Source organism: Amycolatopsis sp. EV170708-02-1 (genome assembly GCF_022479115.1).
GTDB lineage: Bacteria > Actinomycetota > Actinomycetes > Mycobacteriales > Pseudonocardiaceae > Amycolatopsis.
Window position 1 is genome coordinate 8,422,267 of the sequence record NZ_CP092497.1, and the last position, 20,061, is coordinate 8,442,327.

The window sequence follows — 20,061 nt, forward strand, 5'->3', positions numbered from 1 at the left end:
CCGGGAATCTTCGCCGATGAAGCGGAAGAGCTCACGCGCCACCTGACCCCGGATCTTGTGGCCGCAGGCGGTGGTTGCCCGCTCTCCCGGGGTGCGGGATGTGGGCGACCTGGTCGTCGGGCAGCTGGCCCTGGTGGTGGTTCGGGATGGAGCTCTCGGCGGGCGCCGACCGGTGGCCGGCGGCCGCGAGGCGCTGCGGGCGGACGCCGTAGCGCTGCTGTTCCTCCGGGGAGAGCGACTCGATGATGCTCTGCTGCGCCTCCGGCGGGAGACCGTGCAGGATCTGCATGACGCGGTCCTTGCGGCGGACAGCGCCCATCCGGGTCGGCACGCCGGGCGTCGGCTGCATCTGCGGCGGCACCCCGCTGACGTCCTCGACACCGCCCGCGTGGTGGCCGGCCTCGAACATCGCGCGCTCCGCGGCGAGCTGGGCCGAGTCCTTCTCCTCGCTCATCCCGATGGGGCCGTCCATCTTGCCGTTGAGGAACTGTTTGACGACCGGCTCCTCGCTGGTCAGCAGCACCTCGCGCGGGCCGAACATGACCAGTTCCTTGCGGAAGAGCATGCCCAGGTTGTCCGGGACGGTGCGGGCGAGGTTGATGTTGTGCGTGACGATCAGGAACGTCGCGTCGATCTGCGCGTTGACGTCCAGGAAGAGCTGGGAGATGTAGGTGGTGCGGACCGGGTCGAGACCGGAGTCCGGCTCGTCGACCAGGATGATCTGCGGGTCAAGCACCAGCGCGCGGGCGAGACCGGCGCGTTTGCGCATACCGCCGGAGATCTCGCCGGGCAGCTTCTTGTCGGCGCCGTTGAGACCGGTCATCTCGAGCTTCTCGAGCACGATCCGGCGGACCTCGGTCTCCGACTTCTTCGTGTGCTCCCGCAGGGGGAAGGCCACGTTGTCGTAGAGGTTCATCGAGCCGAACAGCGCGCCGTCCTGGAAAAGGACGCCGAAGAGCTTGCGCACCTCGTAGAGCTGGTGTTCGGAGCACGTCACGATGTCGACGCCGTTGATCATGCAGCGGCCCTTGTCGGGCTTGAGCAGACCGATCATCGACTTCAAGAAGACGGACTTACCGGTTCCGGACGGTCCGAGCATCGCCGAGACCTCGCCCGGAGGCAGGGTCAGCGTGACGTCCCGCCAGATGGCCTGCTTACCGAAGGACTTGGAAAGACCTTCGATGACCACCTCGGCACCCATCGCACCTCCAGGAGCTGTTCCGCGTCGTCGCGCACTGCCTTCCCGTGCCACTGGCCCGAGAGGACGCATGCGTTCGCGCAGCGATACCCGCGTCAACCAGGTGCAACGAGCTGAGTGCGAACAGGTTACTCACCAGTTTTCTTTTCTGGCCAGACCCGCGGGTAACTTTTCGCGCAGCCCGCCGCCTGCCCGTGCACCGCTTGCAGCACCGTAGTGCACGTCACTCCCGCGCGCAGATCCACGACCTGCCCCTGCCCAGGCCGGATCGCGATTAGGGGGCTAAACGCAGGTCAGGGCCCCCGCCGCCCTCCGCCCGCACAGATCGCCTTTCGCGGGCTAAACGCGATCCGGCGCCCTGATGCTTAGCGTGGCTACGCGTCGCGATCAGGGGCTAAACGCAGGTCGGGGCGTCGACAGCAAAGGGGCGGGCATCCGTGTGGATGCCCGCCCCTTCGACGGTGCTGCGGTAGGCGCTGACGCGCCCGAGATCACTTGATGGCGATCTTGGCGCCCGCGGCCTCGAGCTTCTCCTTGGCGGCCTCGGCGGCCTCCTTGTCGACCTTCTCCAGGAGGGCCTTGGGAGCGGCCTCGACCAGCTCCTTGGCCTCCTTCAGGCCCAGACCGGAGACGACCTCACGGACGACCTTGATGACCTGGATCTTCTTGTCACCGGCGGACTCGAGGACGACGTCGAACTCGTCCTGCTCCTCGGCGGCCGCGGCGGGGGCGGCACCCGGGGCGGCGGCGACGACGGCAGCCGGGGCGGCCGCGGTCACGTCGAAGGTGGTCTCGAATTCCTTCACGAACTCGGACAGCTCAAGAAGGGTGAGCTCCTTGAAGGCGTCGATCAGCTCGGCGGTGCTCAGCTTCGCCATGGTGGCTTTCCTCTCTGAAACGAACTAAAAGTTCGGGGGTGGGGGTGTTCAGCTCTCGGCGGGTGCTTCGGCTGCTTCGGTACCGGCGTTGCGCTGCTTCTCCTCCAGCGCGGCAGCCAGGCGGGCGACCTGGGACGCCGGCGCCTGGAACAGCGCGGCGGCCTGGGACAGCTTCGCCTTGAACGCGCCCGCCGCCTTGGCGAGCAGGACCTCACGGCTGTCGAGATCGGCGATCTGGTTGATCTCGTCCACGGACAGCGTCTTGCCGTCCATGTAGCCGCCCTTGATCACAAGCGCGTTGTTGTCCTTCGCGAAGTCGCGAAGCGCCTTCGCGGCGTCAACAGCTTCACCTTCGACGAAGGCGATCGCGGTCGGGCCGACGAACAGGTCCTCGAGACCCTCGATTCCGGCGTCCGTGGCGGCACGCTGGACAAGGGTGTTCTTCGCGACCCGGTACTTGGCATTGGTGCCGAGAGCGCGGCGCAGCTGGGACAGCTGGGACACGGAGAGGCCGGTGTACTGGGTAACGACTGTGGCCGAGCTGGTGCGGAAGCGCTCCGCGATCTCGGCGACGGCCGCCTCCTTGTCGGGCTTCGCCATGGTCGCCTCCTCTCTTGGCTAGTGGTCCACTGGCCTTGAGAGCCCTGAAACGACGAAACGCCCCAGCGCAGACAGGCGCGGGGCGTCAGGGCACACGACGGAGTGCGTCGCGAGCGAGCCTCGTTCCTCCTGCGCGGGTCGCCCGCCCTAGCGGGGCCTTCGTTCTCCAGGTCAGATGACCGGGAGAAGACCAGCGGTCTTCGGTAGAACCTTGACAAGAATACGCGAGCCTCTCCGGCCCTTCGCACGGGCCCCCCAGATCGCGTTTAGCGGGCTAAACGCGACCGGCGGAGTGCGCCGACGGCCTCGCGAGGCATCATGGTGACGTGGCGGAGCAGCGTGATGACGGAAAGCCGGGCAGCGAGCCCGGCACGGACATCGAGCCCAAGGCGGGGGGTCAGCCCGCGCCCCGGCTGGATGAGGAGCAACTGCGCCAGTTCCAGCAGTTTCAGCAGTTCCAGGACTATCTGAAGTTCACCGAGGCACAGCAGCAGGGCCTCGTGCCGTCACAGCCCACGCAGCCCGTGACCCAGCACTACGGAGGACAGCCTCCGGCGCCTCCGGGACCGCCGCCCGGGCAACTCGTGCCGGCTCCCCGGCCGCGCATGCCGCGCTGGCTGCGGCGTCTGGGCGGGAAACTCCTCGCCTGGATCATCGTGATCTTGCTGATCTGCATCGGCGCGACCATCGCCTACCGGCAGATCTTCCCCAGCGACGCCGGGGAGGACACGGCGACGTTCGTGCAGGGTGGCGGCGGCAAGCACCACACCAACCGAGTGCTCGCAAGTAGCCCGTGGGAGGCCGTGCGGGCCATCTACGACACGATCGGCAAGCCGTACCCACGGGACGTCCGGATCGAAACGGTATGCCTTGCGATGACCGAACAAGCGCAGGCCCAGTTCGCCCGCGACCTCGGCTATCCGGACTGCGCGACCGCCGTCCCGGCGCTGAACGCCAAGGTCACCGACATCACTCCGTACATCTACGCGGTGCGCCCGATGTCGAGCGTGGTCCCGCGGCAGAACCTGACCATCCACTCGTGCTGGTACACCATCCGCGGTGGCCCCATGCTGGGCAGCTTCACCCTGCAGGAAGTCGAGATGGGCCAGTGGCTGATCACCGGACACGCGAACTCTCCCGACCCCTGCCCCGCGCCGCCCGCCGGCAACTGACCTGCGCGTCTTCACCCTCGGATCGCGTTTAGGGGGCTAAACGCAGGTCGGCCGCCGGATCGCGTTTAGCCTGCGAAAGGCGACCCGGCCCGCCGGGATCGCGATTAGCCCGCGAAACGCAGGTGCGAGCGCCAGGTCGCGTTTAGCCCGCGAAACGCAGGTCGCGTCAGAGGTCGTGCGACGTCAGGAAGCCGGTCAGCGCGGAGCCGAAGGCGGGGTGCATGACGGCGGCCATGTGATCGCCGGGCACGCGGACGAGGCGGGCGCCGGCGATGGCGGCGGCCAGGCGTTCGGGCTCCGCGGCCAGCGGGTCGGTGTCCCCGGCGAGGATCAGGGTCGGCACGGCGATCGCCGTCAGGTCCAGTTTCGGATTCGCCGTCCCGCGCGCGACGGCCGCCAGCGCGATCCGGTCCGCCCGCAACGCGTCGGCCAGCGCCCGGAAAGGCGCCGAAGACGGCGGAAGCGTCGAAGGGTCCGAAGCGAGCAGCGCCTCGCTGATCGCCTCAGGCGTGACGACGCGGGTGTCGACGCCGCCGAAGTCGACGATCCCCGAACCGACCCCGCCGATCGCGAGACACCGGATCCGCGGGTCGGCGGCCACCGCGCCGAGCGCGATCATCGCGCCCATCGAGTAGCCGACCATCGACACCTCGTCGAGGTCCAGCGCGTCGAGCAGCGCCGACACGTCGCGCACCATCGCGTCATCGCCGTAGCTCGCCTCGTCGTGCGGTTTCGCCGACCGACCGTGGCCGCGCGCGTCCAGGCTGATCACGGTCAGCCCCGCGTCCTGGAGGGTGTCGACGACGCCGGGAGCGATCCAGTTGGCGTTCGTGTCCGCGGCGAAGCCGTGCTGCAGCAGTACCGGGCGCCCACGGCCTTCCCAAACGGTGTAACTCAGCTGAAGCCCGTCGAACGACGCGAAGGTAGGCATGCTCTCCAGCAAACACGAAAAGGGGCGGCCCCGCCGTAGCGGGACCGCCCCCTTCTCAGTGATGTCTAACTCAGACTCACGCGTCCTCGGAGAGGAGGTTGCGGGTGCGGGCCGGGTCGACCGGGACACCCGGGCCCATCGTCGTGGAGATCGTGACCTTCTTCAGGTAGCGACCCTTCGCCGACGACGGCTTGGCGCGCAGGATCTCGTCCAGCGCGGCCGCGTAGTTCTCCACCAGCTTCTCGGTGTCGAACGAGGCCTTGCCGATGACGAAGTGCAGGTTGGCCTGCTTGTCCACGCGGAAGTTGATCTTACCGCCCTTGATGTCCGAGACGGCCTTCGCGACCGCGGGGGTCACGGTGCCGGTCTTCGGGTTCGGCATCAGGCCACGCGGGCCGAGGATGCGGGCGATACGGCCGACCTTCGCCATCTGGTCCGGCGTCGCGATCGCGGCGTCGAACTCGAGCCAGCCACCCTGGATGCGCTCGATCAGTTCGTCGGTGCCGACCACGTCCGCGCCGGCGGCCTCGGCCTCGGCGGCCTTGTCACCAACGGCGAAAACAATGACGCGGGCGGTCTTACCGGTGCCGTGCGGCAGGTTCACGGTGCCGCGGACCATCTGGTCGGCCTTCCGAGGGTCGACACCGAGGCGCATGGCGACCTCGACGGTGGCGTCCATCTTCTTGGAAGAGGTCTCCTTGGCCAGCTTCGCGGCCTCGAGCGGGGCGTAGAGCCGCTCGCGGTCCACCAGCTCAAGAGCCTGACGGTAGGCCTTGCTGTGCTTGGGCATTGCTTCTGTCCTTAACTCTTCAACGGATCAGTGTGGTGTTGGAGCCAGCACTGGCTCTCCCACGGTGGTGCTGGGTGGAACTCAGTCGACGACCGTGATGCCCATCGAGCGGGCGGTGCCGGCGATGATCTTCGCGGCCTGGTCGATGTCGTGCGCGTTCAGGTCGGATTCCTTGGTCTTCGCGATGTCGCGGACCTGGTCCCAGGTGACCTTGGCGACCTTGGTCTTGTGCGGCTCGCCGGAGCCCTTCTCCACGCCCGCGGCCTTCAGCAGCAGCTTCGCGGCCGGCGGCGTCTTGAGCTTGAAGTCGAACGTGCGGTCTTCGTACACGGAGATCTCGACCGGGACGACGTCCCCGCGCTGCGACTCGGTCGCGGCGTTGTAGGCCTTGCAGAACTCCATGATGTTGACGCCGTGCTGACCCAGCGCGGGGCCGACCGGCGGCGCGGGGTTGGCCGCACCCGCCTTGATCTGCAGCTTGATGATCGCCGCAAGCTTCTTCTTCTTGGGTGGCATTTCGTTTGTTCCTTCTTACTGACTTGAGTCCCCCGCACACCTGCCAGTACGCGGGGACTGCCGGCCGTCTGGCGGCCGTCAGATCTTGGAGACCTGGTTGAACGACAGCTCGACCGGGGTCTCCCGGCCGAAGATCGACACCAGGACCTTCAGCTTCTGTCCGTCCACGTTGACCTCGGAGATCGTCGCGGGCAGCGTCGCGAACGGGCCGTCCATGACGGTGACCGACTCGCCGACCTCGAAGTCCACCTCGACCGCGGGGGCACCCAGCTGCGACTCGGCGGAAGCGGCCTCGCCCTTGCCGGGCTTGGCGGGGGCGGCCGTCTCGACCTTGGGCGCGAGGAACTTGAGCACCTCGTCCACGGTCAGCGGCGACGGACGCGACGTGGCGCCGACGAACCCGGTGACACCCGGCGTGTTGCGCACCGCGCTCCACGAGGCGTCGTTCAGGTCCATGCGGACCAGGATGTAGCCGGGCAGCACCTTGCGCTGCACCTGCTTGCGCTGGCCGTTCTTGATCTCGGTGACCTCTTCGGTCGGGACCTCGATCTGGAAGATGTAGTCCTCGACGTCCAGCGTCTGGGTCCGGGTCTCGAGGTTGGTCTTCACCTTGTTCTCGTAGCCCGCGTACGAGTGCACGACGTACCACTCACCGGGAGCGGCGTTGAGTTCCGCGCGCAGCTTGGCGACCGGGTCGACGTCCTCGTCGGCCTCGGGCTCGGCGGCGGTGTCGTCGGTCTCGACGGACGCCTCGTCGGCCTCCGCGACATCTCCGGCTTCGTCGACCTCGTCGCCTGCGGCGGGCACCTCGACGGAGTCCAGGTGCTCGGACTGCTCGTCGCCGAGTGCCGCGTGCACCTGCTCGTCGGAAAGCTCGGTCAGCTCATGACCGGCTGCTGTGCCGTTCTCGGAGGTCACGTTCCGTCCTCTCAGTTGATCGGTTGCCGTGGCGCAGGCCACCGTGCGGTGCCCTCAGGCACCGCGAACGGCTGCCTCAGCTGCCGAAGACGGCACCGACGACCTCTTTGAAGGCCAGGTCGAGGCCGCTCACCAGCGCCACCATGAACACCACGAAGACCAGCACCACCGCGGTGTAGGTGACCATCTGCTTGCGGTTCGGCCAGATGACCTTGCGCAGCTCGGCCCAGACCTCACGGATGAAGCGCATGAGCCGGGCGAAGATCGACGCCTGCTTCGGCTTGCGGTCGCGCTTCGGGGTCGCCGTGCCTTTGGCGTCCTTGGACTTCTCGGTCTTGTCCCCGGCCTTCGCCTTGCCGGCGGGGCGGGTCTTGTCGTCCGACTTGGCGTCGGCCTTACCGGACGGGCGCGCGGACGCACGGCGCTCACGCCGGGCAGCGGCGGTCACCGGGCGGGACTGCTCGTCGGGCTTCTGCCCGGCGCCGTCCTGCGCCTTCTCACCGCTGGCGTCGCTGTCGCTCACGACCACTCCTCCGCCTTCACCAGTTCGCTTACGCAGGGGTGACAGGACTTGAACCTGCAACCTGCGGTTTTGGAGACCGCTGCTCTGCCAATTGAGCTACACCCCTTTGGAACCCCGATGCTCTGGAGCTCCCGAGGACGCATTCCATCGTCCCCACCGCCGTGGCGGGGATGACCGTAGTGCGTTCCGAGACCAGAAGTCTACGGCAACCCCGAACAGCTTCGCAACCGCGCCCCTCAAAGCGGCGCGGAGCAGCCTTCCGCGGGGAAACTCCCCCACGGCCGACCCCATGATCGTGCCACGATGTCGCCATGAGCGCTCCCGCACCCTCGTCTTCCCCCGCCGCCCGCGTTTCGGCCCGGATCGGCGGCATCACGCCGTCGGCCACGCTGGCCGTCGACGCGAAGGCCCGGGAGCTCAAGGCGCAGGGTCGTCCGGTGATCGGGTTCGGCGCGGGGCAGCCGGACTTCCCCACCCCGGCCAACGTGCTCGAAGCCGCCGAAGCGGCGGTCCGGGACAAGGCCAATCACGGCTACACCGCCGCGGGCGGGCTGCCGGAGCTGCGCGAGGCGATCGCGGCGAAGACCCTCCGCGATTCTGGGTTCGAGGTCGACCCCGGCCGCGTCCTGGTGACCAACGGCGGCAAGCAGGCGGTCTACTCGGCGTTCGCGACGCTGCTCGACCCCGGCGACGAGGTGCTGCTGCCCGCGCCGTACTGGACGACGTACCCGGAGTCGATCGCCCTCGCCGGCGGTGTCCCGGTGCAGGTCACGGCGGACGAGACGACGGGCTACCTGGTCACCGTCGAGCAGCTCGAAGCCGCCAGGACGCCGCGCACGAAGGTGCTTCTGTTCGTGTCGCCGTCGAACCCGACCGGCGCGGTGTACCCGCGCGAGCAGGTCGAGGCGATCGGTCGCTGGGCGCACGAAAACGGCCTCTGGGTGATCACCGACGAGATCTACGAGCACCTGGTCTACGACGGTGCCGAAGCGCCCTCGATGCCCGTCCTGGTCCCGGAACTCGCCGACCGGACGATCGTCCTCAACGGCGTCGCGAAGACGTACTCGATGACCGGCTGGCGGGTGGGCTGGCTGCTCGGCCCGCAGGACGTGGTCAAGGCGGCGACGGCGTACCAGTCCCACTTGTGCGGCAACGTTTCCAACGTCGCGCAGCGCGCCGCGCTGGCGGCGGTGAGCGGTCCGCTCGACGCCGTTTTCGCCATGCGTGAGGCGTTCGACGCCCGGCGGAAGAAGGCACTTTCCCTGCTTTCCGGGATCCCGGGAGTCGAAACTCCGGTGCCACTCGGCGCTTTTTACCTCTATCCGTCGGTGAAGGCCTTGCTGGGCAAGGAGATCCGTGGCGAGCGTCCGGCCGACACGGTGGCGCTGGCGGATCTGATCCTGCGCGAGGCCGAGGTCGCCGTGGTGCCCGGCGAGGCGTTCGGGACGCCGGGATACTTCCGGATTTCCTATGCGCTGGACGAAAACGATCTCGCCGAAGGGATCACCCGGATGGGCCGTCTGCTCGCGGAAGCACGGTGACCGCGGTGCGCTTGGGAATCGCGCTTCCGCAATACGGTCCCCTCGCGTCGATGGACGCCGTGACCGGTTTCGCCGCGGCCGCCGAGGAGCTCGGGTACGAGTCCTTGTGGGTCGGGGACCGGGTGCTGGCGCCGGTCTCGCCGTCGGATTTCTACCCCGGCGGCACACCGGAACGGCCGTATCCGCCCGAATTCGTCACCTTCGCCGATCCGCTGATCCTGCTGACGGTGGCCGCGAGCGTCACGAACAAGGTCCGGCTGGGCACGAGCACGCTCACCGGAACGGTGTATCCGGCCGTCGTGCTCGCCCGGATGCTCACTTCACTGGATCAGGTGAGTGGTGGCCGTCTGGACGTCGGGCTCGGCATCGGCTGGCTTCGCGACGAGTACACGGCGACAGGCACGCCCTGGAAGGGGCGCGGCGGACAGCTGGAGGAGCTTCTCGACGTCCTTGGGAAGTTCTGGACCGGCGACCTGCTCGAGCACGAAGGCGACCGCTGGCGGATCCCGGCGGCGAAGGTGGGGCTCCGACCGGTGCAGCGCCCGCATCCGCCAGTGCTGCTCGGCGGGCTGTCGCCGGTCGCGCTGGATCGTGTCGGCCGCCGCGCGGACGGCTGGCTTCCGGCGGGTCTTCCCGCGCCGTATCTGGCGAAGCTCTGGCAAACCGTGGAGGCCGCGGCCGAGAAGGCGGGCCGCGACCCCGGCGCGCTGCGGCGGGTGCTGCGGATCAATCCGAAGCCGGGGACGGACCTCAAGGACGTCGCGGCGCAGCTGGAGGCGGCCGCCGAAACCGGGATCGCCGAAGCCTTCGTCGACCCGCACTATCTCGCGCGGGACGTCACGCACGCGCTCGACCTCGCCGCGGAACTGCGCGACCTCGTTCCGAAGACCTGAAGGCCCTCCCCGTTCACCGGGAAGGGCCTTCAGTGAGGGTCAGGATTCGCCGTCGGCGAGCTGGACGAGCGCGTGGGCCTTCGCGGCGTACTTCCAGTTGCCGAGGTCCCGGATGGTCTTGATCTTGAGTTCGGCGAGGAGTTCGTCGTGCTTCTTGGTCAGACCTTCGAGAGCGGACGGCGGGGCGTCCAGCAGCTCGCTGATGCCCTTGTCCTCCCACGCCTTGTCCACCAGCTTGTTCAAGTTCAGGCTCACGGTTTTCGCCTTTCCTCGGGGCAGGTACGCGCACCACCCTGAACGTGATCCACGTCTCAGGCAACCGGAGATCACCCGTTCACGCTCAGTTCACCGACGGTCGGCCCGATGACAAAGGTGACCCAGGTCGCGTACAACGAACGGGTGACGCAGCGAAGAACGGGCGGCGGCTGCCTCTTCCTGGTGATCGTGCTGTCCGTCCTGGGGATCGCTTATCACCTTTGGGAGCGTGGAACGGCGGTGACACCGGCGGGGGTCACCACTTCGGACGGTGCGGGCCGGTACGTGGCCCTGGGCGATTCCTACACGGCCTCGCCGGGCACCGGGCGGCCGGTGGGCGCGCCGGCGGGCTGCGACCGCTCGGACAACAACTACCCGAGCCTGCTCGCCGCGAAGCTGCGTCCGGCCGAGTTCGTCGACGTCAGCTGCGGCGGCGCCACGACCGAGCACCTCACCGGCGAGCAGAAGACGCGGGACGGCACGAACGCCCCGCAGCTCGACGCCGTCGATGGCGACACGACGCTGGTGACCGTCGGGATCGGTGGGAACGACGTGGGCTTCGCCGGCTTCGCGAGCCAGTGCGCGACGCAGATACAGACCGCTTCGCCCTGCAAGACCCAGCTGACCGCGGGCGGGCGCGACCAGCTCGCCGAGCGGATCACCGCCGCGGCGGACCGGCTCGGCGGAATCCTGGACCAGATCCGCGCGAAGGCCCCTTCGGCGCGCATCGTGGTCGTGGGATACCCGACGGTGCTTCCGGACGACGACGCCGGTTGCTGGCCCGTCCTGCCGGTCGGAGCGGGGGACGTGGCCTACTTCCGCGACTCGCTGAAACGCCTCAACACGGCCTTGCAGGACACGGCGAAGGCGCACGAAGCGGGCTTCGCCGACATGTCGACCGCGAGCAAAGGGCGGGACATGTGCAGTGCCGCGAACCGGCGATGGGTCGAGGGCCCCACGCCCTTGGTGCCCGCGGCGCCCCTGCACCCGAACGCCCGAGGCGGGCAGGGAATGGCGGAGGTCCTGGAGAAGCTGCTCAAGCTCGCGTAGAGCAAGGGACCTTTGCTACCACTTACTTAGGCAGGCTAAGCGAGCGATAGCAAAGGTCCCTTGCTCCCCCGTGAGGTCAGGTGCGGACGACCGCCTGCGCCTTGCCCAGGACGGCCTTGCCCTCGAACTTGGCGGTGATGTCGACGCGGGCGGTGCCGTCGTCGTTGACCACGGCGACCTTCCCGGTGAACTCGATCGTCGCCGCGCCCTCGTTCGGCACGACCACGGGGCGCGTGAAGCGCGCGAAGTAGTCGACGAGGCGGCCGGGGTCGCCGAGCCAGTCGGTGACGAGCCGCGCCCCGAGCGCCATGGTCAGCATCCCGTGCGCGATGACGTCGGGAAGGCCGACCTCCTTGGCGAAGGCCTCGTTCCAGTGGATGGGGTTGAAGTCCAGCGACGCGCCGGCGTAGCGCACCAGCTGGTCGCGGGTGACATCGATGGTCAGCGGCGTCAGTTCTTCCCCGACGGTGAACGTGCTCACGCGTCCTCCCCTCGGACCACGAGCTGGGCGTTCGTGGTGGCGATCAGGCCGCCGTCGGCGCCGGCGATCTCGGCGCGCAGGTTGATGAAGTCGTTCCCGGCGCGGGCCATGATGTTGTCGATATGCGTGGTGAGCGACAGCACGTCGCCCGCGTGCACCGGCCGCGTGTAGGTGAACCGCTGGTCGCCGTGGACCATCCGCGAATAGTCGAGGCCCAGCTCGGGGTCCGAGACGATCGCGTTGATCGAGGCGAGGTTGATGATCGTCAGGAACGTCGGCGGCGCGATGACGTCGGGATAGCCGGCCGCCTTCGCCGCTTCGGTGTCGCGGTAGAGCGGGTTCGTGTCGCCGAGCGCGTCGGCGAACTCCCGGATCTTCTCGCGACTCACTTCATAGGTACTGGTCGGCGGGTACACCCGCCCGGTGAACGACTGGTCCAAGGCCACCCGAGCAGGCTACCGAACCCGGAAAATACCGAAGCCGCCCTGGTGACCAGGACGGCTTCGGTAAGACAGGTAGAACCGCTAGACGCTCAGCGGGTCTCTTTGTGAGTCCGGTGCGTACCGCAGTTCGGGCAGAACTTCTTCATCTCCAGGCGATCCGGGTTGTTGCGCCGGTTCTTCTTGGTGATGTAGTTGCGGTGCTTGCACTCCTCACACGCGAGCGTGATCTTCGGTCGCACGTCAGTGGCAGCCACAGCATTTCCTTCTCTACTAGGCCTGGGACACCCAGGGTTACCGCGTAGCGGTGGCCGGACTTGAACCGGCGACACAGCGATTATGAGCCGCTTGCTCTGCCAACTGAGCTACACCGCCCTTACATGAACCAGGCCGCGACACGCTTGCGTGACGCGGCTGAGGTCGCGAGCCCCTTTACGGAATCGAACCGTAGACCTTTTCCTTACCATGGAAACGCTCTGCCGACTGAGCTAAAGGGGCCTTGCCTCTCGCGAGGACTTGGAAAGATTAGCAAGTCCTCGCCGGCGCCTGAAACAGGGGGTACGTTACCGCAAAACCTCAGGTCAGCAGGGTCAGGACGGTCTCGGAGTGTCGTCCGGGCGAACGCGCCGTGCGGGCCTGCAGCCACGCCTCCAGGCGGTCCTCCGGCAGCGGCCGCGAGATGAGGTAGCCCTGAGCCACGTCACATCCCATCGCCTCGAGCTGATCCCGCGCGACGTCCTCCTCGACCCCTCCGCCACGACCGTGAGGCCGAGCGAGTGACCCAGCTCGACGATGGAGCGCACGACGGCGAGGTCGCCGAGGTCGGTGCCCATGCCGAGGACGAAGCTCTTGTCGATCTTGACCTGGTCGACCGGGAGCTGCCGCAGGTACGCCAGCGACGAGTAGCCGGTGCCGAAGTCGTCGACGGCGAGCACGATGCCCAGCGAGTGCAGCTCCCGCAGGATCGGCAGCGCCTTCTGCGGGTCGGACATCACACCGGACTCGGTCAGCTCGAAGGTGAGCAGCTCGGGCGGGATGCCGAAGCGGTCGAGCTCGCGCGCGACCTTCGTCGGGAAGTCCTCGTCGGCCAGGTTCCGCACCGACAGGTTCACCGCGGCGGAGATGCGCAGGCCCTCGTCGAGCCACTTGCGCACGCGCTTCAACGACTCTTCGAGCACGAACGACGTCAGGACGCCGATGAGGCCGGCGGCTTCGATCGCCGGGACGAACTCGTCCGGGCCGAGCCTGCCGAACTCCGGGTGCACCCAGCGCACCAGCGCCTCGACACCCTGGATCTGCCGGTTCGGCAAGGTGATCTTCGGCTGGTAGTGGACGCTCAGCTGGCCTTCTTCCAGCGACTGCCGGAACTGCGTGACCATCTGGAACCGGCGCATGAAGATCTGGCCCATGCTGGCCATGTAGCCGCGGACCTCTTCGCCGCCCTTGGTCGCGCGGACGGCGACGTCGGCGCGCTGCAGCAGCCCGTCGACGTCGACCTGGTCGTCGTCTTCCGCCGACGAGGTGGCGTAGCCGATCATCGCGTTGGCTTCGACGGAGAGCCGGTCCACCGGGTACGGGGCGACGAGTTCCGCGCGGAGCAGTTCCGCGGCGGCCTGGGCGCGTTCCGGGGCGCAGCCGACGAGAAGCGCCGCGAAGGAAGCGCCTTCGAGCCTGGCGAGCGGGACGTCGGGGCCGAGCGCGTCACGGATCCGGCGGCCCGCGGCGATGACCATCCGGTCCGCCCAGACGTAGCCGAGGGCGTCGCTGACGGTGGAGAAGACGTCCAGATCGACCCGGAGCACGACCGCGTCGACCTGTTCCCGCAACGGTTCCTTGGCGACCTGGCGGAAGCCCGGCCGGTTGAGCAGACCGGTCAGCGGGTCGTGGTACGCGTCGTGACGCAGGGTCGCGAGCAGGCGCCGGTTGTCCAGCGACGTCGCGAGGTGGCTGGCCATCGTGCCGAGCAGCTGGACGTCGTACTTGCCGAACCCGCGCCAGCGGCTCAGCCTGTCGTGCGCTTCGACGACGCCGAGGAGCTGGTTCGCGCTGCGCAACGGGACGACCAGCGCCTCCTGCGCGCCGCGGTCGAGCAACGCGGAGCGGACGTCGGGATTGGCTTCGGTGATCCGGAAGTGGCGGACGTGCGCGCCGGGCAGGCGCAGCAGCGGGTCGTCGGCGGCCGGGTCGACCGGCGGCAGTTCGTCGCCCGCGACGACCATCCGCATGGTGTCCTTCGGCTCCAGTCGAAGTCTCAGGACGACGCGGCCGGCGGCGAGCTGGTCCTTGATGCGTTCGGCGATGGTCGCCCACTCGCGGACGTCCACGCCGCCGACGAGTTCGTCCGCGCGCCCGGCGGGCCTTGCGGCGGCCTGCTGACCGGAGCGCGCGACCATCAGGCTGACGTCGGACAACGCTTCCATGTCGCGTTGCTCGCGCAGCAGATCCGAGTACGCCCAGTACAGCGCGGTGAGCCCGAGGAAGACGGCCAGCACGAGCGGCCAGGCCTTCGGCGTCCCGGAAATGACCAAATATCCGGAAAGACCGACCGAGGCGTTGACGAAACCGACGACGAGGATGCGGCCGGTCAGCCGGATCGCGGTGCTGACCCGCATGCGGCGGCGCAGCACGCGGACGGCGGCGAGCGCGAGCAGCGTGCTGACCAGCGGCGCGGTCAAAGTCCCCGCCAGCGCGGCGATCCAGGTCATGTCGTGGGCGCCGGAGGCCTGTTTCACCAGTCCTGCCACGGCGAACGCGCCGGTGATCTCCAGCAGGAACGCGCCGGCGTTGTAGAGGACGCGGCCCGCGACCTTGCGGGCCAGCAGCGTTCCGATCCCCGCCGCGAGATGCGCGGCGAGCACGACTTCGAAAGGAGCGACGAAGAATCCGATGACCAGCGGAATCTCGGTGAACGAGATCGTCCACGAGATGCCGCTGCGGACGTCGACGTTGATGCCGAGCTGTTCGGCGAGCAGGAACGCGAGGGCGAGGATCGGCCCGATCCACAGCAGATCGTCCGAGGCCTCGAAGTCCAGCCAAAGGCTGACCGCGGCCGCGGCGGCGATGCCCATGGTGAGTACCGCGAAGGTGTAAACGCGGAACCGTCGCTCGTCGGTACGAGCCTCCGTAACGGCGCCTCCCTTGCCCGCTGTCGCCTGTGCGGCGCTCCCGGGCCTGCCGTTCGTGTCCGGCATCCGACCTTCCTTCCCGGCTGCCCAACCGGTCTTGTCCTACCGCGACCTCGGGGACGAGGGCAATACAGTACCCCGGAGGGCGTACCCAAGTCCCATTCGAGACAGTATGAGATCACCCCAGGGTTAACAATGGGCGCGTCGCGCTGACCTGCGTGGACCAAGGGGTGAAATGGGAGCGTTATTCGCGTTCCTTCCGACTACCGGAAGTCACCTGGCGCCACGCTCCGGCCAATCTCGTGAAGTTCCCGGCGGACCGGTGAGTAGGGGCTTGAATAGCCCTATGAATAGCCACGCCATCGCCGCCGGGCATGCCGAGCGGCTCGCCACCGTGGACGCCCTGCTCCCCGAAATGCCTGCACTGGAGCCTGCCGAGGGCTCCGTGTCACTCTCCGCGACAGCGGGCGACTCGGCCGCCGCCGGATTGTCGGTACGGACCGAAGCGGGCCCCGATTCTGTTGACTCTCCGTGGCGGGCCCTCGTCGAGCATCGCCTCGAAGCCCGCCTCACCGGCCCCAGCCCGGAAGCGGCCCTCGACGCATTACTCACCCGATGGGATGAACATCTGAAGACCGTGGCCCCACCTGGGGATGTCGAGACGGCGGCGACCGTGGTGCGGCCCAGCCGGGACTCCCCCGGCTCGGCCGAATTACTGCGTCGCGGCTTCGCGCCGGTGCTGGTGATCGCGGTCCGCCCGGCCGACCGGCTCGCCGTGACCGGACCGCCCGCCACTCCCGGCGTGCACATCCGGCCCGCCGAAGTGGATGATCTCGAAACCGCCGTCGGACTGGAACTGGAATTGCAGCGTTATGACGCGCAGTTCGGTTCTGTCACTTTGCGCGAGGGCGCGGAGGAAACGATCACGGCGGACCTGTCGAAAGAGCTGGGCCGGGAAAATCCGACGTTGTGGATCGCCGAGCTGTACGGCCGTCCGCTGGGCATGGTGCGGGTGCAGTTCCCCGGCGACACGGCGTGGATCCGCGGCCGGGTCGCGGCCGAGAAGGTCGGCTACCTGTCGTCGCTGGCGGTGGCGGAACAGGCTCGTTCGAGCGGGGTGGGGACCGCGCTCGCCGCGCACGCGCACCAGGTCTTCGACGAATGCGGCACCGACGCCGTGCTGCTGCACCACGCGCTGGCCAATCCGCGCTCGACACCGTTCTGGTACGCGCAGGGCTACCGGCCGCTCTGGACGTACTGGCGGCGGCGACCGGCCGTCCCGTGATCCGGATAGGCTCGTTTCGTGACGAGGGACGATGACGCGGCCCCGGTGGCGCCGACCGGGGTCGACACCGAGAAGCCGTCCGCGGCGAGGATCTACGACTGGTTCCTCGGCGGGACACACAACTGGGCGGTCGATCGAGAGTTCGCCCGGGCACTGGAAAAGCAGTGGCGCTGGGTCAAACCGGGCGCGCGGCACAACCGCGAGTTCATGAACCGCGTCGTGCGCGCGGCGCTGGACGCCGGCATCCGGCAGTTCATCGATCTGGGCTCCGGTGTCCCGACAGCCGGGAACGTGCACGAGATCGTGCAAGAGGAACTGGAGCCCGGCGATACGGCGAAGGTCGTGTACGTCGACTACGAGCCGGTGGCGGTGGCGCACGCGGAGCTGATCCTCGAACGCCACGAGGCGACCGACTGGGCGGGGATCGTCCAGGCGGACATGCGGCGACCGAAGGACGTCCTGCGGCATCCGGAGACGCTGCGGCTGATCGATTTCGACCAGCCGGTGTGCCTGATGATGATGGCCGTCCTGCATTTCGCCGGGCCGCACGACGATCCGCCCGCACTGGTCGCGACGTACCGGAACGCGCTCGCGCCGGGCAGCTGGCTGGGGCTGTCGCATATGAGCTTCGGCGGCCAGACCGGCAAGGACGCCGACGGGCTGCACTGGATGGTCGAGCAGTACCGGAAGACGAGCAATCCGGTGTGGATGCGGGACCGCGAAGAGATCGAGCCGCTCTTCGGTGACTGGCCGCTGCTGGAGCCCGGCGTCGTCCACCTTCCGGACTGGCGGCCCGTGCGGGAGCTGCGGCGGGACGAAGAAGGCGCCCGGCCGTTCGCCTGGTGCGGCGTCTCGGTCCACCCCTGACCTCCGACCTCTCGCCGGTGCGCGTCGCGTTTAGCGGGCTAAAGGCGACGCGCACCGCGCAGAGGTCGGATGAGTAGGTGATCGCTGACGGCGAACGCGCGGAGGAAACAAACGGGTCGATCGGAGAGTTGAGCTAGACAGACTCAACTAACCGAGGAGTGCACAGATGACCGACAACCGCCTCCTGCCCGTCCTCCCGCTCGATGACGACGTCGTGCTGCCGGGCATGATCGTCCCGCTCGACCTCGCCGACACGGAGACGCGCGCCGCGGTGGAGTCCGCCCAGGCCAACACGCCTGCCCAGGCTTCCTTCCCGGGGATCCGGTCCAGCGCCGCCACCAAGGCCGAGGTGCTGATCGTCCCCCGCGTCCACGGCGAGTACGCCGAGCTCGGCACCATCGCGACCGTCGAGCGCATCGGGCGGGTGCCCGGCGGCAAGACCGCGGTGCTGTTGCGCGGCACCCGCCGCGCCGTCGTCGGCCGCATCGCCGACGGCCCCGGCGCCGCCCGCTGGGTCCACGCCGAGGTCGCGACCGAGACCACCGACGACAACTCCGCGAAGCTCGCGTCCGAGTACAAGAGCGTCGTCCTCGCGATCCTCCAGCAGCGTGGCGGCTGGCAGATGATCGACGCGGTCCAGGAGGTCAAGGACCCGTCCGCGCTCGCCGACCTCGCGGGCAACTCGTCGTACCTGAACACCGAGCAGAAGCTCGAACTGCTCACCGCGCTCGACGTTTCGGCACGGCTCGAAAAGGCCCTCGAATGGAGCCGCGAGCAGCTGGCCGAACTCGAGGTCACCGACACCATCCGCAAGGACGTCCAGGAGGGCATGGAGAAGCAGCAGAAGGAGTTCCTGCTGCGCCGCCAGCTCGAAGCGATCCGCAAGGAGCTGGGCGAACTCGACGGCACGGCCAACGACGACGACTACCGCGCCCGCGTCGAGGCCGCCGAGCTGCCGGACGCGGTCAAGAAGGCCGCACTGTCCGAAGTGGACAAACTGGAGCGCACCTCCGACCAGTCCCCCGAGGGCGGCTGGATCCGCACGTGGCTGGACACGGTCCTCGAACTGCCGTGGAACGAGCGCACCACCGACGTCCACGACATCGCCGCCGCGCGCGACATCCTCGACGCCGACCACGCCGGTCTCGACGACGTGAAGGAACGCATCATCGAGTACCTGGCCGTGCGCAAACGTCGCGCGGAGTCGGGCCTCGGCCCCGTCGGCGGGCGCCGTTCGGGCGCGGTGCTGGCGCTCGCCGGCCCTCCCGGGGTCGGCAAGACGTCGCTCGGCGAGTCCGTGGCGAAGGCGATGGGCCGCAAGTTCGTCCGCGTCGCGCTCGGTGGCATCCGCGACGAGGCGGAGATCCGCGGTCACCGCCGCACCTACGTCGGCGCGCTGCCCGGCCGGATCGTCCGCGCCATCAAGGAAGCGGGCTCGATGAATCCGGTCGTGCTGCTCGACGAGATCGACAAGGTCGGCGCCGACTACCGCGGCGACCCGACGGCCGCACTGCTGGAGGTGCTGGACCCGGAGCAGAACCACACCTTCCGCGACCACTACCTCGAGGTCGAGCTCGACCTGTCCGACGTCGTGTTCCTCGCGACGGCGAACGCGCTCGAAACCATCCCCGGCCCGCTGCTGGACCGGATGGAGCTGGTCACCCTCGACGGCTACACCGAGCACGAGAAGGTCACCATCGCCCGCGACCACCTGCTCCCCCGCGAGCTGGAGCGCGCCGGTCTCGGCAAGGACGACGTCACGCTGACCGACGGCGCGTTCAGCCGCATCGCCGCCGAGTACACGCGGGAAGCCGGGGTGCGCAACGCGAACCGGACCATCGCGAAGGTTCTGCGGAAGGTGGCGACCAAGGTCGCGCTGGACGAGGTCGCGCTGCCGCTGACGATCGACGCCGACGGGCTGGAGACCTACCTCGGCCGCCCACGGCACCTGCCGGAGTCCTCGCTGCCCGCGTCGACCCAGCGCACGTCGACCCCGGGCGTGGCCACCGGGCTGGCGGTGACCGGTGCCGGCGGTGACGTCCTCTACATCGAGGCGTCGCTGGCGGATCCGGAGTCCGGCTCCACCGGGCTGTCGCTGACCGGTCAGCTGGGTGACGTGATGAAGGAGTCGGTGCAGATCGCGTTGTCGTACCTGCGTTCGCGCGGCGCGGAGCTGGAACTCCCGGTCGGCGATCTGAAGGACCGCGGCATCCACGTGCACGTCCCGGCGGGCGCGGTGCCCAAGGACGGGCCGAGCGCCGGTATCACGATGACGACCGCCCTCGCGTCCTTGCTTTCGGGTCGGGTCGTGAAGTCGGACGTCGCGATGACCGGTGAGGTGTCGCTGACCGGGCGCGTGCTGCCGATCGGCGGGGTCAAGCAGAAGCTGCTGGCCGCGCACCGGGCCGGGATGAAGACGGTGATCATCCCGCAGCGCAACGAGCCCGATCTGGACGACGTCCCGGCCGAAGTGCTGGCACAGCTGGACGTCCACGCCGTGGCGAACGTCCGCGACGTGCTGGACATCGCGCTGGCCCCGGCGACGGCTCCGGTCGCCCAAGCGGCGTAACGGCGCGAGGCCGAAGCCCCGGATCTCTT

Annotated in this window: 19 protein-coding genes, 3 tRNA genes and 1 pseudogene; 7 read left to right on the plus strand and 16 right to left on the minus strand. The window is 68.7% G+C overall.

The features are described from left to right. Positions 1 to 31: 31 nt before the first annotated feature. The 3 genes from MJQ72_RS38360 to rplJ all read right to left on the minus strand — a co-directional run bounded on the left by MJQ72_RS38360 (position 32) and on the right by rplJ (position 2,676). Complete coding sequence (locus MJQ72_RS38360; protein ID WP_037314101.1) at positions 32 to 1,201, minus strand: ABC transporter ATP-binding protein; 1,170 nt, start codon at positions 1,199 to 1,201, stop codon at positions 32 to 34. 488 nt (positions 1,202 to 1,689) lie between these two features. After that, complete coding sequence (gene rplL, locus MJQ72_RS38365) at positions 1,690 to 2,076, minus strand: 50S ribosomal protein L7/L12 (protein WP_037332742.1); 387 nt, start codon at positions 2,074 to 2,076, stop codon at positions 1,690 to 1,692. A 48-nt stretch (positions 2,077 to 2,124) separates the two neighbouring features. Further along, positions 2,125 to 2,676 (minus strand): 50S ribosomal protein L10, encoded by a 552-nt coding sequence (rplJ, locus tag MJQ72_RS38370; protein ID WP_192747811.1) that lies wholly within the window; start codon positions 2,674 to 2,676, stop codon positions 2,125 to 2,127. Positions 2,677 to 3,002: 326 nt separating this feature from the next. Between rplJ and MJQ72_RS38375 the strand changes: the two genes are divergently transcribed. Beyond that, positions 3,003 to 3,848, plus strand: a complete 846-nt coding sequence (locus tag MJQ72_RS38375) for a hypothetical protein (RefSeq protein WP_240595841.1) — start codon at positions 3,003 to 3,005, stop codon at positions 3,846 to 3,848. Positions 3,849 to 4,014: 166 nt separating this feature from the next. On the opposite strand, the gene MJQ72_RS38380 is transcribed toward MJQ72_RS38375, so the two are convergent. The 6 genes from MJQ72_RS38380 to MJQ72_RS38405 form a co-directional block, all read right to left on the minus strand. Further along, complete coding sequence (locus MJQ72_RS38380; RefSeq protein ID WP_240595842.1) at positions 4,015 to 4,779, minus strand: alpha/beta fold hydrolase; 765 nt, start codon at positions 4,777 to 4,779, stop codon at positions 4,015 to 4,017. 76 nt (positions 4,780 to 4,855) lie between these two features. Then, complete coding sequence (gene rplA / locus MJQ72_RS38385) at positions 4,856 to 5,569, minus strand: 50S ribosomal protein L1 (protein WP_240595843.1); 714 nt, start codon at positions 5,567 to 5,569, stop codon at positions 4,856 to 4,858. Positions 5,570 to 5,650: 81 nt separating this feature from the next. Continuing rightward, positions 5,651 to 6,085, minus strand: coding sequence for a 50S ribosomal protein L11 (gene rplK, locus MJQ72_RS38390; protein ID WP_005152062.1), 435 nt, complete (start codon positions 6,083 to 6,085; stop codon positions 5,651 to 5,653). A gap of 78 nt (positions 6,086 to 6,163) precedes the next feature. Then, positions 6,164 to 7,003 (minus strand): transcription termination/antitermination protein NusG, encoded by an 840-nt coding sequence (gene nusG, locus MJQ72_RS38395; protein ID WP_240595844.1) that lies wholly within the window; start codon positions 7,001 to 7,003, stop codon positions 6,164 to 6,166. A gap of 76 nt (positions 7,004 to 7,079) precedes the next feature. Continuing rightward, entirely contained in the window at positions 7,080 to 7,532 is a 453-nt protein-coding gene (gene secE, locus MJQ72_RS38400) for a preprotein translocase subunit SecE (RefSeq protein WP_007031001.1), read from the minus strand. A gap of 27 nt (positions 7,533 to 7,559) precedes the next feature. Then, positions 7,560 to 7,632 (minus strand) — tRNA-Trp (locus tag MJQ72_RS38405). Between the two features lie 205 nt (positions 7,633 to 7,837). On the opposite strand from MJQ72_RS38405, the gene MJQ72_RS38410 reads away from it, so the two are divergent. Beyond that, positions 7,838 to 9,067 (plus strand): pyridoxal phosphate-dependent aminotransferase, encoded by a 1,230-nt coding sequence (locus tag MJQ72_RS38410; protein WP_240595845.1) that lies wholly within the window; start codon positions 7,838 to 7,840, stop codon positions 9,065 to 9,067. Next, on the plus strand, positions 9,064 to 9,960 hold the full coding sequence (locus tag MJQ72_RS38415) for a TIGR03619 family F420-dependent LLM class oxidoreductase (protein WP_240595846.1): 897 nt from the start codon (positions 9,064 to 9,066) through the stop codon (positions 9,958 to 9,960). The genes MJQ72_RS38410 and MJQ72_RS38415 overlap by 4 nt, the downstream gene beginning before the upstream one ends. Before the next feature lie 39 nt (positions 9,961 to 9,999). On the opposite strand, the gene MJQ72_RS38420 is transcribed toward MJQ72_RS38415, so the two are convergent. After that, positions 10,000 to 10,215: a hypothetical protein gene (locus MJQ72_RS38420; RefSeq protein WP_240595847.1), complete on the minus strand. Its 216-nt coding sequence runs from the start codon at positions 10,213 to 10,215 to the stop codon at positions 10,000 to 10,002. Between the two features lie 117 nt (positions 10,216 to 10,332). Between MJQ72_RS38420 and MJQ72_RS38425 the strand changes: the two genes are divergently transcribed. Then, positions 10,333 to 11,265 carry an SGNH/GDSL hydrolase family protein gene (locus MJQ72_RS38425; protein ID WP_240601527.1) on the plus strand — a complete coding sequence of 311 codons (933 nt, stop codon included), beginning with the start codon at positions 10,333 to 10,335 and terminating at the stop codon, positions 11,263 to 11,265. Between the two features lie 76 nt (positions 11,266 to 11,341). Here MJQ72_RS38425 and MJQ72_RS38430 read toward each other — a convergent pair whose 3' ends face one another. The 6 genes and pseudogenes from MJQ72_RS38430 to MJQ72_RS38455 all read right to left on the minus strand — a co-directional run bounded on the left by MJQ72_RS38430 (position 11,342) and on the right by MJQ72_RS38455 (position 15,377). Then, positions 11,342 to 11,746 carry a MaoC family dehydratase gene (locus MJQ72_RS38430; RefSeq protein ID WP_240595848.1) on the minus strand — a complete coding sequence of 135 codons (405 nt, stop codon included), beginning with the start codon at positions 11,744 to 11,746 and terminating at the stop codon, positions 11,342 to 11,344. Beyond that, positions 11,743 to 12,192, minus strand: a complete 450-nt coding sequence (locus MJQ72_RS38435; RefSeq protein WP_240595849.1) for a MaoC family dehydratase N-terminal domain-containing protein — start codon at positions 12,190 to 12,192, stop codon at positions 11,743 to 11,745. The genes MJQ72_RS38430 and MJQ72_RS38435 overlap by 4 nt, the downstream gene beginning before the upstream one ends. 86 nt (positions 12,193 to 12,278) lie before the next feature. Then, positions 12,279 to 12,443 (minus strand): 50S ribosomal protein L33, encoded by a 165-nt coding sequence (rpmG, locus tag MJQ72_RS38440; RefSeq protein ID WP_005152047.1) that lies wholly within the window; start codon positions 12,441 to 12,443, stop codon positions 12,279 to 12,281. Between the two features lie 45 nt (positions 12,444 to 12,488). Next, positions 12,489 to 12,561: transfer RNA gene (locus MJQ72_RS38445), tRNA-Met, on the minus strand. A 50-nt stretch (positions 12,562 to 12,611) separates the two neighbouring features. After that, positions 12,612 to 12,684, minus strand: a tRNA-Thr gene (locus MJQ72_RS38450). A gap of 78 nt (positions 12,685 to 12,762) precedes the next feature. Then, positions 12,763 to 15,377: pseudogene (locus tag MJQ72_RS38455) on the minus strand (putative bifunctional diguanylate cyclase/phosphodiesterase). Positions 15,378 to 15,657: 280 nt separating this feature from the next. Between MJQ72_RS38455 and MJQ72_RS38460 the strand changes: the two are divergent. From MJQ72_RS38460 to lon, 3 genes are all read left to right on the plus strand, one after another. Further along, on the plus strand, positions 15,658 to 16,596 hold the full coding sequence (locus MJQ72_RS38460) for a GNAT family N-acetyltransferase (RefSeq protein ID WP_240595850.1): 939 nt from the start codon (positions 15,658 to 15,660) through the stop codon (positions 16,594 to 16,596). A gap of 18 nt (positions 16,597 to 16,614) precedes the next feature. Continuing rightward, complete coding sequence (locus MJQ72_RS38465) at positions 16,615 to 17,463, plus strand: SAM-dependent methyltransferase (RefSeq protein WP_240595851.1); 849 nt, start codon at positions 16,615 to 16,617, stop codon at positions 17,461 to 17,463. A 166-nt stretch (positions 17,464 to 17,629) separates the two neighbouring features. After that, a complete protein-coding gene (gene lon, locus MJQ72_RS38470; protein ID WP_240595852.1) occupies positions 17,630 to 20,032 on the plus strand; it encodes an endopeptidase La in 2,403 nt (800 codons plus the stop codon). Positions 20,033 to 20,061: the final 29 nt, after the last annotated feature.